10 protein-coding genes and 1 tRNA gene are annotated in these 13,821 nt (G+C 61.8%); 5 read left to right on the top strand and 6 right to left on the bottom strand.

Translation table 11 applies throughout. The annotated features are described in order from the left end of the window. Positions 1 to 63: 63 nt before the first annotated feature. The 3 genes from bamA to VGU25_01475 form a co-directional block, all read right to left on the bottom strand. Positions 64 to 3,036: an outer membrane protein assembly factor BamA gene (bamA, locus tag VGU25_01465; GenBank protein ID HEV2575853.1), complete on the bottom strand. Its 2,973-nt coding sequence runs from the start codon at positions 3,034 to 3,036 to the stop codon at positions 64 to 66. A 359-nt stretch (positions 3,037 to 3,395) separates the two neighbouring features. Beyond that, positions 3,396 to 5,024, bottom strand: coding sequence for an exosortase J (gene xrtJ / locus VGU25_01470; protein HEV2575854.1), 1,629 nt, complete (start codon positions 5,022 to 5,024; stop codon positions 3,396 to 3,398). Positions 5,025 to 5,089: 65 nt separating this feature from the next. After that, positions 5,090 to 5,377 carry a PExPT-CTERM protein gene (locus tag VGU25_01475; GenBank protein HEV2575855.1) on the bottom strand — a complete coding sequence of 96 codons (288 nt, stop codon included), beginning with the start codon at positions 5,375 to 5,377 and terminating at the stop codon, positions 5,090 to 5,092. A 199-nt stretch (positions 5,378 to 5,576) separates the two neighbouring features. Here VGU25_01475 and frr point away from each other — a divergent pair, with 199 nt between their 5' ends. Next, the gene (frr, locus tag VGU25_01480) at positions 5,577 to 6,161 is read left to right on the top strand and encodes a ribosome recycling factor (protein ID HEV2575856.1); all 585 of its coding nucleotides are present in this window, start codon (positions 5,577 to 5,579) and stop codon (positions 6,159 to 6,161) included. A 116-nt stretch (positions 6,162 to 6,277) separates the two neighbouring features. Here the strand turns inward: frr and folP are convergent, their stop codons facing one another. After that, positions 6,278 to 7,207, bottom strand: a complete 930-nt coding sequence (gene folP / locus VGU25_01485; protein ID HEV2575857.1) for a dihydropteroate synthase — start codon at positions 7,205 to 7,207, stop codon at positions 6,278 to 6,280. 132 nt (positions 7,208 to 7,339) lie between these two features. Between folP and dacB the strand changes: the two genes are divergently transcribed. After that, positions 7,340 to 9,019, top strand: a complete 1,680-nt coding sequence (dacB, locus tag VGU25_01490) for a D-alanyl-D-alanine carboxypeptidase/D-alanyl-D-alanine-endopeptidase (protein ID HEV2575858.1) — start codon at positions 7,340 to 7,342, stop codon at positions 9,017 to 9,019. A gap of 132 nt (positions 9,020 to 9,151) precedes the next feature. Here dacB and VGU25_01495 read toward each other — a convergent pair whose 3' ends face one another. Beyond that, the gene (locus tag VGU25_01495) at positions 9,152 to 9,412 is read right to left on the bottom strand and encodes a hypothetical protein (GenBank protein ID HEV2575859.1); all 261 of its coding nucleotides are present in this window, start codon (positions 9,410 to 9,412) and stop codon (positions 9,152 to 9,154) included. A gap of 165 nt (positions 9,413 to 9,577) precedes the next feature. Here VGU25_01495 and VGU25_01500 point away from each other — a divergent pair. Then, positions 9,578 to 9,664, top strand: a tRNA-Leu gene (locus tag VGU25_01500). 548 nt (positions 9,665 to 10,212) lie between these two features. Here VGU25_01500 and VGU25_01505 read toward each other — a convergent pair. Continuing rightward, complete coding sequence (locus VGU25_01505; GenBank protein ID HEV2575860.1) at positions 10,213 to 10,629, bottom strand: DUF2251 domain-containing protein; 417 nt, start codon at positions 10,627 to 10,629, stop codon at positions 10,213 to 10,215. A gap of 60 nt (positions 10,630 to 10,689) precedes the next feature. On the opposite strand from VGU25_01505, the gene VGU25_01510 reads away from it, so the two are divergent. Together VGU25_01510 and VGU25_01515 are read left to right on the top strand one after the other, a co-directional pair. Further along, a complete protein-coding gene (locus VGU25_01510; GenBank protein ID HEV2575861.1) occupies positions 10,690 to 11,892 on the top strand; it encodes a hypothetical protein in 1,203 nt (400 codons plus the stop codon). 97 nt (positions 11,893 to 11,989) lie between these two features. After that, positions 11,990 to 13,801 carry a L,D-transpeptidase family protein gene (locus VGU25_01515; GenBank protein HEV2575862.1) on the top strand — a complete coding sequence of 604 codons (1,812 nt, stop codon included), beginning with the start codon at positions 11,990 to 11,992 and terminating at the stop codon, positions 13,799 to 13,801. Positions 13,802 to 13,821: the final 20 nt, after the last annotated feature.

The following is a 13,821-nucleotide window of genomic DNA, read 5'->3' on the forward strand; positions in this document are numbered from 1 at the left end:
TAGAGGGTAGAGGATAAAGAGAAAGGCCGGCTGGGCGCCGGCCTTTTGTGTATGGGGTGGGAGTTAGAAGGTGGTCGCGACGGTGAAGCGGAAGGTCTTGCGGGGCTCGCGGAGGATGTAGTCGGCGCCGTAGAACTGGATAGCCTGCTGATAGGTGTAGGCGGAGGCGCCGGGAGCATCCTGGAACGGGAAGAGAGCCTTGAACGCAGGGCAGTCGTTGTTGGACGGGCACCCGGCAAGAGCCGTCGCCTGCGGGATGTCTTTGTAGAGGCGCAGCGGGTTGTAGGCGTAGAAGATGCGGAAGGGCGCGTTGACGATGGGCAGGACGAAGGAGATCTCGGCGCCGTTGGACATGCGCGGGACGATGTTGGTTCCGGGCACAGTCTTGAGGTAGAGCGGGAAGTTGACCTGGGTGCCACCGATGCAGTTGCCGGTACCGAGGTCCAGATGCGGGCAGCCGTAGAGCGGAGCGTTGAGGGCAGAGATGCCGAGCACGCTCTGGCGAAGCTGAGCCGGCTGCGTATTGAAGGTCAGGCCGAAGTCCGTGAAGATGTTGAAGCTGACCTGGGCGACGATGGGAATGCGGTACTCGAGGTTCGTCGTCAGGTTGGTATCGCCGCCGATGGAGGCGAGGCGATAGACGGGCAGAGGGATCTCCACGTGGTTGGGGAGCGTCGGGAGCGACGGATTGGTCGGGACCAGCGAGCCGTCGGGGTTGGTGAGGTTGAGCATCACGCGCGTGGGGATGAAGGTATAGGGCGAGGCGGAGCGGATGTCGAAGCCGCGGATGTCGTTTTCGCCGCCGCCGTAGACGCGCGCGAAGGGAGGCGCGACCTCGCCGCCGAAGCCGGTGACCTCGTTGAAATTGATGCGGTAGCCAAGGATGTTGCGGCCTTCGGGGTTGACCCTGAGGCCCTTCATTGGGAAGAACTGGCGCCAGGAGATGGTGGGCGCGAAGTACTTGGTGTTGCCGCCGACGCCGGCGAACTGGAAGGCGGCGTTGAGGTCCTTGCCGCGATGCGGGCCGACGGCGCGATCGAGCGTGGAGAAGCTGAAGCTGGGCGTGAGGACGGAGCTGATGATGCCGTTGAGCTGGTTCTGGCCGGCGATGCCCGCGCGGAAGGCAAGGGTCTCGAAGACGTTCCGGGTGTTGTCGTTGAAGGTGGTGATGCCGGAACGGCTGAGGCCGTAGGTGAGACCGACGCGCGCGACGCCGGAACGGCGGAAGAGCTTGCGCAGCGCGGTGGAGGTCGAGACGTTCAGACCTTCGGTGGACTGGTTGTAGTTGGTCAGTAGCGACTGCTCGGCGTTCGAGAGGTTCTGGGCCTGACCGCTGATGGCGTAGCTCTTGGCGGGGTTGTAGTCGAGCTTGGAGTCGAAGACCTGGATGCCGAGAGAGACGGGCTTGTTGCGCAGGTAGGGCTCGGTGAAGCCGAAGCTGAGGTTGCGCGAGAGGTCGCCGATGTTGGCCTGGACGGAAAGGGTCTCGCCGAGGCCGAGGAAGTTGTTGGTCTCGTAGTTGAGGCCGATGAAGGAGCCTGAGAGGCCGCTGATGCCGCCGTTGAGGCCGATGGAGTTCTTGCCCTTCTCCTTGAGCTTGATGAGGAGATCGACGGTGCCGGCGTCGGAGTTCTGGTGAGTCTCGACGTCCTGGTCGGACTTGAGGGTGTCGAAGTAGTTGAGCTGGTTCAGGCGCAGGAGCGAGAGGTCGACGGCCTGGGAGTTGTAGACCTGGCCTTCCTCCATCATTAGCTCGCGGCGGATGACCTTGTCGCGGGTGAGGGTGTTGCCGGTGAACTCGATGCGCGAGATGTAGAACTGCTTGCCCTCGTCGCACTCGATATTCATGTTGATGATGTGGTGCGCCTCATCGAAGGTGGGGTTGGGCACGCCGGTAAAGTCGATGTAGCCCTGGCTGCCGTAAGCCTTCTTCAGGTTTTCTGTGCCCTTATAAAAGAGCTTGCCGTTGAACCAATCGCCGTCCTTCAAGGGGAACTGCGCGCGGAGGGCGCGGGTGTTCGTGATGGCCTTGTTGCCAGAGAACGTGATGTGGCCGAGGCGGTAGCGCTCACCTTCTTCGACAGGGATAAGGATGTCGACGCGCTTGCCCTTGGAGGGGCGGAGGGTGAAGGGGTTGATGCCGCCGGCGTTGCGGACGTTCGTCTGCGGATCGCCGGTGTTGGCCTTGGCGTAGCCGTGCTGGCGGTAATCCTCGCGGACGAGTTCAGCGTCTTCGTCGAGCTTGGAGGCGTCGAAGGTGCGCGGGAAGATGTTCTCGAGAAAGATGGAGTGCGGAATCCCGATGGGCTTGGAGAAGTGCATCGCGGAGCGTAGCTCGCGGGAGCTGAGGTTCTTATTGCCGGTGAAGGCGATCCTGCCGACCTTGACGGTGGGGCCTTCCTTGATGTGGAAGGTGAGCTCGACCGACGCGGGTGGGATCGTCTTTATCTCGGTGCGGATGATGGCGTACTGATGGCCATGCTCACCGAGCATCTCCTTGAGGACGACTTCGGCGTGCTTGACCTTGGTCCAGTCGAACTGGCTCTCGACGGTGACGCTGACCTTTTCCTTCTTGAAGCGGTCGAGGGCGTCGGAGACGGAGAAGGAATTGAGGCCGGTGTAGTTGATGGCCCGGATGGTGGGTTTCTCGCGAACGTAGATCAGGAGCTGGATGCACTTGGGCTCGTCGACGCGTTCGATGCGGACGTCCTCGAAGTAGCCGGTGTTCCACAGGGCGTTGAAGGTCTGCTCGACCGCTGCGGGGTCGTAGACATCGCCGGGCTGGAGATAGGTGCGGGCGAGGATGGACTCTTTGGGGATGCGGCGGTTGCCGATGACCTCAGTGGGGCAGAGGATCTGCGGCGTGGACGGCGCGGCCTGGAACTGGGGACGGGCCTGAACCTGCGCATGGAGAGGCGGCGCGCTGACGGCGGCCAATAGGAGAAGCAATGAAAGCAGGACCGAGCAGCGGAGACCAAAGCGGCTCGAGCGCGTGCGCACAGGCTGGGACGAACACTTCAGGGAGCTTGCGCTCACTCGGATTCCGGTAAAGATAACCACACCCTCACTGCTGTTTAGCTCTTGATCATTTTTCCTGAGATTGTGGACCTGAGCAAACCATCGAACGCCATTTCCTGATGGGAGAACGGCACAAACTGTTCTTGGCTCCGGGTTACACCTTCAAAAAAATGTTCTGTCCTGCATGGTCTCTGCGGGAGATTTGATTATAGGCGACTTGGCGACGGGAGAGCGAGCGGCGGGAGTGGTTCCAGCGGTGAGTTTCGAGCCGTTTCGGTGGTTTGGAGAGAAAACTTTTGACGCAAAGGGCGCAAAGATGCGCGAAGGTACGCCAAGGCAGGCGGCGTGAGGAGAGGCCTCGGCGCGGGAGTTTTGTTTCAGCGAGCGGCGTAGGGCGCGGTGATCTGGACGAGGTTGGCCTGGGCGAGAAAGGCCTGGAGCGCCGCTGCAAGCTGTGGCTCAACGACCGAGGTCGGAGAGAGAACGTCGAGCGATTCGACCTTGAGCAGCACGGGGACGGGGCGCGTGCGGTCGGCCTGCATGGGGATTTCGCGATGCGGGCGGGCGTAGACGAGCGTGACGTGCTGCGTGGTCTCGGAGTACTGGCGGCAGGCTCCGGCATCGCAAACCGTGGAGGCTTCGAGGCGCTGGGTGACGCCGTTGTTGTAGGCGGCCGCGGTGAGATCGATGTGGCCATCGGGTGAGCCGGTGACGATCTGGCCGTGCCAGGCGGGATCTTCGCCGCGGGCGATGTGACAGACCTCGGCATCATGGACGCCGAGTTGCGGCGAGATGCCGAGATCGATATGGGGTGACTGCGAGTTGGGCAGGGCGTACTCGCCCCAGATGTAGACGACGGTGCGCTCGAGCGTGGTGTCGGTCCAGGTGCGGACGAGCGTGTAGTCGCCGATGCGCTGCGGAAGGCCGGCGGGTGTGGGGCGGCTGGCCTCGTAGGCTGCTTCGGCGCGGAGCGCGTGGATGGCTTCGATGCCGAAGATGGCGGAGAGCGCGAGGACGGCGGCGACTCGAGCGAGATAAGGACGCGCGCGGCGCGGAGTGGGCTGGCTGGATTGCTGCGCGGGGAGGACGTCTTCAGGATCACGGCGCAGGCGCTCAGCGACAGCGAAGAAGATGACCAGCGCGAGCACGAAGAGGCAGCCGCCGATGACGAGGTCGGCCTGGCGCGCGTGGTTCTGCCACCAGTCATGACCGAGCGCGAGCTTGTAGTAGATGACGAGAAGGCAGAGACGAAGGAAGTTGAAGAGGTAGCCGAGAAGCACGGCGCCAACGACGACAGGAGCGAAGACGAACCAGCGGAAGCGGTAGAGATAGGCAACCACGATCGCTGCCAGACCGAGGGTGATGGAGCCGCGGATGCCGTTGCAGCCGGGCGCGATGAACATGCCGAACTCGGGCGTGAACATGAGGCGCAGCTTGTCCTGAGTGAGCTGCTGGCCGAGCGCGTGGGCGAAGGCGCGGGCGACGGAGGCGGCGGCGTGCTGGAGCGGGAGGTCGATGAAGCGGCTGAAGGTTTGCGGGACGGGAATGACCGCCCACATGAGCAGCACGGGAAACCATGCGGCGCGGAGGAGGCGCTTGCCTCCGAAGAGGAGCACCATGCCCGCGGCGTAGACCACGGCGACGAGCGGCAGGGGCGGGATCTGGAGCAGCCAGTCCTTGTTGATGGTGATGATGAAAAGCGTCTGGTCGCGCAGGAACATGAGCGCGGCGGAGATGGCGAGGACGCCAAAGCCCCACCAGGTGCCCTGGGTCTCCCAGCCGAGGCGACGCCACTCGCGCAGGATGAGAGCGGCGCAGACGACGGGGACGACCATGCCCATGGACTTGAGGTCGTCGGTGCGCCAGATGGTCCAGAGCATCCGGACGGAGCTGAAGATGGTGAGCAGGCCGGCGACGGCGGCAAGACAGGCCAGGCCCGCGATGGCAGGGGGCCTCAGAGTTCTGGAATCAGGGGATGGCGCGCGGTCTGTTAAGGACGCAAGCAAGCTGTGCCCAGATTACAGGAGCAGCAGACACCTGGGGTGAGGCAGGACTGGGTGTGACCGGGAAATTACTTTTGTTTGGGGGCGCGACGGGCGCGGAGGCGCATACGCAGTGAGGAGACGGCAAAGACGCCGCCGGCGAGACCTGCAAGCACAAGGGTAGGATTCTCAGGGGAATCCTCGCAGCCGCTCTGAGCGCGCGCGGGTAGAGCTACGATCAGGGGGATCGCAAGTGCAACAGAAAGGATGGCTTTCTTCATAGTCGATCCTTTTTCTGCCTCGGACCTGTGGCCCGTGACGTCAAAACATTCGTTTGGGGGCTTGCGACACGACCACCCTGCGCTCAGGGCAGGCATCTCTGCTGCCTTGAATACGTGATGTCAGAATACGGGCGCGGGATGGCCAGCGTCAATTCGCATTTGCCCACTAAGGTATCGGTTTGAGCTACACCAAAGGTCGTAGCGAAGTGATTTCAGAGGACTTTGGCCGCGGTGCCAAACGGCAGCCCAAAGTGCGTTTAGAATCGCCAATGTACGGCAGGAGGCGGAAGAAGCGATGGCAACAGGTATGGCTGGAATCGAGGCGCTGAAGGGGCTCTCCGCAGGGCTGAAGACACGGATGGATAAAGCTGTAGAAGACTTCCGCAACAACCTGGTGAGCGTCCGGACGGGACGTGCTTCGATCCACATGCTGGACAGCATCCGGGTGGAGCAGTACGGGTCGGAGGTGCCGCTGTCGCAGGTGGCAACGCTGAAGACGCCGGAGGCACAGTTGATCACGGTGGAGCCGTGGGACAAGTCGATTGTGGGAGCGATCGAGAAGGCGATTCGTGCGTCGAACCAAGGGTTCAATCCGAACAACGATGGAAAGGTCATCCGCGTGCCCATCCCGCCGATGACGGAGGAGCGACGCAAGGACACGGTGAAGCACCTAGCGGGCGTGCTCGAAGATCACAAGACTTCGATTCGGAATATTCGCCGCGACGGCAACGACACGGTGAAGAAGGCGATGAAGGACAAGACCATCTCGGCCGATGATGAGAAGCGCGCGAACGATGAGATTCAGCAGATGACGGACGCGGCGATCAAGCGGATCGAAGAGCTGTTCAAGACGAAGGAAAAAGAGGTCATGACAGTCTGACCATTGCATGGAGCGGACGCGCTTCGCGCCGATCTGCACGGACTCCATTGCAACGAAGAAATGACCAGCTGATGGGAGCGGGGCCTGTGCCCTGCTCTTTTCTTTGATGGTTGACTTCAGGCGTCGTAGCCGACGACTTTGCGCATGCTTGGCTCCTCAACATCGAGCAAAGCATCGGCGATGGCGGCAGCTTCGCGTGCGGCCTGGAGTTCGTGCACGCGGAGCACGTGCGCGCCAGCGAGAATTGCGGCGACGTTGGCGGCGATGGTGCCGACGCGGCGCGCCTCGATGACGGGAAGCTCGGTGCTTTGGACGTGGCGAACGGCCTTGCCGATGAAGCCCTTGCGCGAGAGGCCGACGAGCAGCGGGCGGCCAAGCTCGTGGAGACGAGGCAGACCGGCGAGCAGGACGAGATTTTCGTCGTCGACTTTGCCGAAGCCGAAGCCAGGGTCGATGAGGATGCTGTCGCTGGGCAAACCTGAGGCCTCGGCGAGTGTAAGGCGCTCGCACAAACCTGAGAAGACGATGGGCAGCACCTTGGACGCCGGAAGGCGCGTCTGTAGCTTCCACTGCGGCGGACGGCCGCGCGCGTGCATGAGCACGAGGCCACAGCCGGCGCCGGCGATGGTGCGCGCCATGTCGGTGTCCCACTCGAGGCCGGAGACGTCGTTGATGATTTCGGCGCCGGCGCGGATGGCGGCGCGCGCGGTGGAGGCGTGATAGGTGTCGATGGAGACGACGGCGTGCGGGCGCTCGCGCAGGAGGCCTTCGAGCACGGGCAGGAGTCGTGCCTGCTCCTCGGTGGCGGAGAGCGGAGTGGCGCCGGGGCGGGTGGATTCTGCGCCGAGGTCGACGATGTCGGCGCCGTTGTCGTGTGCCTGGATCGCGGCGGCGATTGCCTGCTCGTCCGGGCGGTAGCCGAAGCCGTCGCCGGAGAAGCTGTCCGGGGTGAGATTGATGATGGCCATCAGGAACGTGCGACTGCCGAGCTCCAGAGTTTTGGTGCGGAGCTGCCAGCGGTACAACGGACGTGCGGCAAGCGACATTCGCGACATTGTAGACACATTGGACGAGTGAGTTGTCAACCGGGTTCCAAGGAAATTTGCGGTAGATGAATATCGCGATTGCGAGAGCAACAGAAAGAGCTCTCACGTAGACTGCGTTGCATGCGAATGAGGATGCGCGGATTTGTCTGTGCGCCGTTGTGGGCTGTGATGGTGTGGAATTGCGGCGCGGCTGCGCAGACTGCAGAGACACCCGCACAAGCGCCGGCGCATGTAGTGTTTCCGGGTGGGGCGGCGAGTCCGCTGGGCGCGCAGATTAATGCACTGCTGGCGGATCCGGGTGTGAGCCGCGCGCACTGGGGCATCGCGGTAACGGCGATGGACGGGACACCGATTTATGGGCTGGATGAGGGCAAGCTGTTCCGGCCGGCGTCGAATGCGAAGTTGTTTACGACCGCCGCGGCGATGGCGCTGCTAGGGCCGGATGCGACGGTGACGACGAATATCGTCGGAGATCTGGATTCGCACGGAACGGTGAAGGGCGATCTGACGATTGTGGGTGCCGGCGATGCGAACCTGGCGAGCGATGACCTGCCGTATGTTCCGCCGTCGCTGCGGCCGAAAGGGCCACAGCCGCAAGGGGTTGGGCTGGATGATCTGCGCGCAATGGCGGATCAACTTGTGGCGAAGGGCGTGAAGCGGGTCACAGGGCGGATCGTTGGTGATGACACGGCGTTTGTGCATGAGCCATTTCCGGAGTCGTGGGACGTCGGCGACTTGGTGTGGGGCTATGGCGCGCCGGTCAGTGCTCTCACGATCGCGGATAACGAGCTGAAACTGACGATGACGCCGGGCGCGGCAACCGGGCCGAAGGGGCATGAGCGGTATACGCCGGGCACGGTAACGCTGGAGCAGAATGGCGTGCCGTATTACACGGTGAATTCGGAACTGCAAGTGACACCGGCAGGCACAGGCAGTCACGTGAATGTGGAGCGGACGGCGGGAAGCCGCGTGCTGCGGGTGTATGGAGAGATGGCTGTCGATGCGCAGCCGGATGTGGAGCATGTGAGCATCGACGATCCTGCGTTGTATGCGGCGATGGCGCTGAAGCAGATGCTGTTGCAACGCGGGATCGAGGTGCGTGGTGAGGCTGCGGTGACGCATTTCCAGCCGCAGGATGGACGCGGGTTCCTGAGCATCGTGGATGCGCCAGCGACACCCTGTGAGGCGATGCGATCAGGAGAGCCCGGAGCAATCTGTGCTGGAAGCTGCCTCTACGAGCCTCCTCCGGGCAAGGGCGTGTCGGATTTGGCGACGCATACGTCAGCGCCGCTGGTGAGCGATGTAACTCTGACGCTGAAGGTTAGCCAGAATCTGCACGCTGAGTTGCTGCTGCACAGGCTGGGACGGACGGCGTGGTGCGGGAAGGGATCGACCGCACAGGGCGCGCGTGTGGTGCGGCAGTTTCTGCTGAACGCGGGACTGGATGGCGGTGATTTTGTGTTCTATGACGGGTCGGGGTTGAGTGGGCATGACCTCGTGACGCCGCGGGCGACGGCACAACTGCTGGCGTATGCGGCGAAGCAGCCGTGGTTTGCGCAGTGGAAGGAGGCGCTGCCGGTGGGGGGTGAGGATGGAACGCTGGCGTCGCGCTTCCCTGACCCGCCGCTGAAGGATCATCTGTTTGCGAAGACAGGGACGCTGGGCGAGAGCCGGGCGCTGTCAGGCTATGTGGATACGGCGAGCGGCAAGCAGGTGATCTTCTCGATCTTTGTGGATGATCATGCGCCGAGCGGGTCGGATGATCGCAAGGTGATGGATGAGATTGTCGCGGCGATTGCGGCGAATGAGTAGAGCCGGTCGCTCCCTCAGGGGCTAAAGCCCCCTTTTCCCTGTTCAGGCTTCAATGGCACGGCTGAAGCCGTGCCCCTTCAAAAGCGCCGCCGATCTCCTCTGCGAGGGTGGCGCTTTCGAAATCTGCCTTCCCTACTTCGGCGTGTGTTGCTTGATGTAGCCGCGGAGCTGGAGGTTGAGCTCGAGGGCTTTGTTGACGCCGGATTCGAGCATGCGGAGCCAGTCGGAGGCAGGTTCCTTGAGCTCGGCCATGCTGAGCAGATAGCTGGTTTGAACGATGATTTCGAGGGCGTTGGAGAGATCGTGTGCCATGCGCCGAATTTCCAGCGCAAGCTCTTCAGGAATCTGCTGGGACGATGCGGTCGAAGAGACGGCCGTCGAGGGCTCACTCATGGGCGCGACGATACTCCCCTTTTCAGCGTTCGCAAACTCACCCTGAACAGACGCGAATGCGTTGGCACAGTTTACTCGGGGCGGCCGTGAATTGACAGAGGGGGATACGTTTGAAACACTAGCATTTCACGCTGGCAGATGCGGGTGGGCATTTGCTTCAAGTGAGCCGAAGTGGCGGAATTGGCAGACGCGCATGGTTCAGGTCCATGTACTCGCAAGGGTGTGAAGGTTCGAGTCCTTTCTTCGGCACCAATAAAGCAGAGGTAGAGAGTAGGCAGTAGAGGGTAAGGCTCTGCTGCGTTTGGGGTGCAGTGCCCCGACTCTCTCAGTTGCCCGTTCGAGGCATTCGTCCGTGCAGAGGGTCGAAATTACTGCGCGCGTGAAGGTTTTGAGTTCGCTCGGAAGGACCTAAAGAACTGGTAAATCCCTACATTTCTGTGTGGAACGCCCTGCATCAGCAGGTGAAATTCCCAAGACAAGCGATTGCGCTGCGGCTTCCGTTCGTGTGATTCCACCTTCGTGGGGTATCGTCCTCGGCTCCTGCCGCGAGAGTCTAGGCATCGCTCGTTCTCGCACGCCGGAGCCGCAATGCACAGCCTACTGATCGCCGCCGTCTTTATCCTCATGGTTTTATCGCCGTGTCTCATGACTCTTCGCTGGCACCCTGAGAAGGACGAGGACTGGGACTAAAGCCGCCTTTCACCGGGCCAAAAAACAACGCCTCCGGCAGCCGTGCCGACCCGCAGCCAAATGCGAAGTGGGTTAACGGCCCTCGGAGGTTTTTCTATGCGTGGGTTTCGTCAGTGGTAGAGCGACCCTTCGAAGCTCTTGATCTTCTCTTCATCCCAGGCGTGTGAGGCTTTGCGCCAGGTATCGCCGGCCTGCTCCATGAAGTTGGGAAAGTTGGAGCGGCAGAAGCTTTGGCGCGCGGCGAAGTCGATGAAAGCCTGCGGTGTGCCGTCGATGTAGAAGGCGGCCTGCATGCCGTCGCGGGACCACTGCACGGCGGCGAGACGCTCGCGGGTCGGCTCCTCGAGCGAGCGCACGTTGTAGATGAGCATGGCGTCGAGGATGGCCCGCTCTTCTGTGGGCTCGGAGCGGTCGAAGGCGTAGAGGTATCCGGCAGCGCCCTCGTCCTCAAAGATGACGGCCCACGGGACCACGCGGGAGTTCGATTTGAGGTGGGCCTTGCCCGGCGTGAAGTTGAGCGAATCCATCCCTTTAGCCTACAGGCGCGGACCGACCAGGAGCCGCGGAGCAACCTGTACCCTAGAGAGGTGAGAGTTCGAGCATTTGTGCTCGGCCGGGCGCAACGCGTCGCGGCCGTTCTTCTTTTATTGCTTTTTGCTGAGTGCCTGTACACCATCGCGCACCAGCCGCTGGACGCCAATGACTACCGCTATGCGCGGTGCGGACGTGAGATGTGGGAACGGCCCTCGCCGATCCAGGGCTACTTCACGACGTGCGGCAACCTGAATGGCGACGGCACGCTGGCCTACCGGCTGGCTGGATTCCCGCTGAGTGCGCAGCGAATGGTTCTGCTGGGGGTCGACCACCTGCGCAAGCCGGAGAACCGGTTGTATGCGGAAGGATCGCTGAACGGGACGACGTGGGAGGCGCGGCACGAGCTGAGCTATGTGAAGTACCTGATCCGGTTACCGTTTGTGCTGTTTGCGGTGTGGCTGGGCGGCGGGCTGTGGTGGGTCGCGCGGCGACTGTTCGGGAATGAGGGCGGAGAGGTAGCGCTCGCGCTGTATGTGTTGTGCCCGGATGTGGTCCGGTACGCGACGCACCCGAACAACGAGATTCTTGCGCTGTGGGGACTGTATGGGCTGGTGTACACGGCGATTGGGGTGGCGCATGCCCTGCAGGGGCCGCAGAACAAATGGAAGCCGCGGATATTCTTGCTGGCCACGGCGCTTGGACTGACAGCGGCGGCGCATCTGCTGGCGGCGATCGTCGGCTTTATCGCGGGGCTGGCGTTTTTGTTTTACCTTGCCGAGCGGCGGCGGAGTTACGTCTCGCAAATCATGATCTATGCGGCGATTGGCGCGTTCGTGATTCTTTTCGCGTCGTTCAGCTTTCGACCATCGGCGTTTATGTACGTCTTTACGGGCGGGAGCGCGCGGTTCTGGTTCACGACGACGGCGCTGCGGAGTTTTTGTACGTCGCACGTCAACGCAGGGATCCTGGTGGCGGCCGCTGTGGCGCTGGTGGTGTACTTCAGCAGCCGGCCGAGCCGGTATTTCGGCAATACCACGCCGCTGGTGATGACGCTGGTGCTGTTTGTGCTGTACACGACGCAGGTCGTCAGCGCACCGTGGGTGTGGGCGCTGCCGTTTCTTTTCACGTTCATAGGCGGCGTGTTCGCCGACATTCTGGAGAGCCGGCAGCGCAGGATGTTCGTCGTGCTTACCATCGCGATCCTGGTGACGCAGGCGGCGCTCTGCTGGACCAGCCTGGCCGGGCTGACGCTTTGATGCGGATATCCGACTTTGTTCGCGGGGAATTTTGAGCATCCTACGATTGACAGCCCATATACGCTGTTTCTGACACTCGAGAGGCTGCACTCTGCTGATGACGCGTCGTACGATCTGCTCCCTGCTTGCTGTTCTTCTGTTGGCTTCTCTTCTTCCACTCAGCGGCTGCCGCGGCGGCGTGAAGGCGCTGTGGGCGAAGTTCCACCATCGCCGCGCGAAGTCGAAGGAGAATACGACTGACTACGCGGACGCCATCTCATCCGTGGTGGATGCAGGCACTCTGAAGATTTTGCGGTGGCCGAATTACTCGGAGTTTCAGCCGCAGGTGCAGCAGTACTATGACGGGCGCAACTACGAGCTTGCCTGGACTCGCGATGGCAAGCCTACGCCATCGGCTGAAGCACTGATGCAGATGTTCTCCAATGCTGCACAGAAGGGGCTGAACCCAGCGGACTACGATGCGGACCGCTGGGCGCAGCGTGTGCAGCAGTTAGAAGAGATTCGGAAGAAACACGACGACTCAGACGAGGCGCAGTCGACGGTTGCGCAGTTTGATGTAGCGATGACGGTCGCGCTGATGCGTTATCTCTCGGACATTCACCTTGGACGGGTCAATCCGCAGACGCTGAACTTCGATATCGATGTGCCGAGCAGACGCGCGAAGTTCGACATTGCGAGTTTGATTGATGATGAGTTCGTCGACGCTAATGCGAATGAGGTCAACGATGCGGTAGCGAAGCTCGAGCCGCAGAACGCGATGTATCAGAAGACCGAGCAGGCGTTGGAAAAGTATCTGCAGCTGGCGCAGCAGCAGAGTGCGAATCCCTCCGCTCCGCTACCTGGTGTCGACAAGCCTGTGGCGAAAGGCGGAAGTTATCCGGCGCTCCCCGCGCTGTGGGCGAGGCTGCAGTTGGAGGGCGATGCGCCGACGGGTGCACCGGCTCCGGCAAGCTATGACGCGACTTTCGTTGCCGCAGTAAAGCACTACCAGGAGCGCAGCGGGCTGAGCGACGATGGCAAGCTGGGGCAAGGCACGATCGACGCGCTGAACGTGCCGATGAGCCGGCGGGTGCAGCAGATCGATGATTCGCTGGAGCGCTGGCGGTGGTTGCCGGACAACTTTCAACAGGCACGCGTGATGGTCAACCTGCCGGAGTTCCTTGTGCGTGCCTATGACGAGGACCACAATCTGGCGTTCACCATGAGGGTGGTAGACGGCGAGGCGGAGGGCAACCATGACACGCCGATGTTTGTGCGCACCATGCGATATATGATCTTTCGGCCGTACTGGAATTTGCCGATTTCGATCATCAAGAAAGAGCTGGTGAAACATCTGGACTCGGGTGGCGCGGCCTACATGGAGAAAAACAACTACGAAGTGACGACAGGCAATGGATCGCCGGTGACTGGATGGACAGTTAACGATCTTGTGCACGGACGCTACATGGTTCGGCAGAAACCTGGGCCGAAAAATTCCCTGGGCCTGGTGAAGTTCATGTTCCCGAACGAGTACGACGTGTACATGCACTCGACACCGGAGATGAATTTGTTCAACCTGTCACGTCGCGATCGCTCGCACGGATGCATTCGATTGAATGACGCCGAGAAGATGGCGGACTGGGTGTTGGATGGGCAGGGAGACTGGGACGACGACTCGATTCACGAGGCGATGTACGGTCCGGCGGACGGCGGCGAGCCGCAGGATAACAAGCAGGTGGGACTGAAGACGACGCTGACGGTAAACATCACCTACCTGACCGCCAATGCCGACGAAGATGGGACGATGCATTTCTTCAACGACATCTACGGATATGACAAACAGCTTGAAGCGGCACTGGCTGCGGGTCGACCGTACAAGCAGGAGACGGTGAAGATCAATCCGAAGCTGACGCCGGGCGAGACGGAGTAGCTGCAGCTGCCTCGGCGCCC

The sequence above is a fragment of the Acidobacteriaceae bacterium genome, assembly GCA_035944135.1.
In the GTDB taxonomy this organism is placed as follows: Bacteria; Acidobacteriota; Terriglobia; order Terriglobales; family Acidobacteriaceae; genus Granulicella.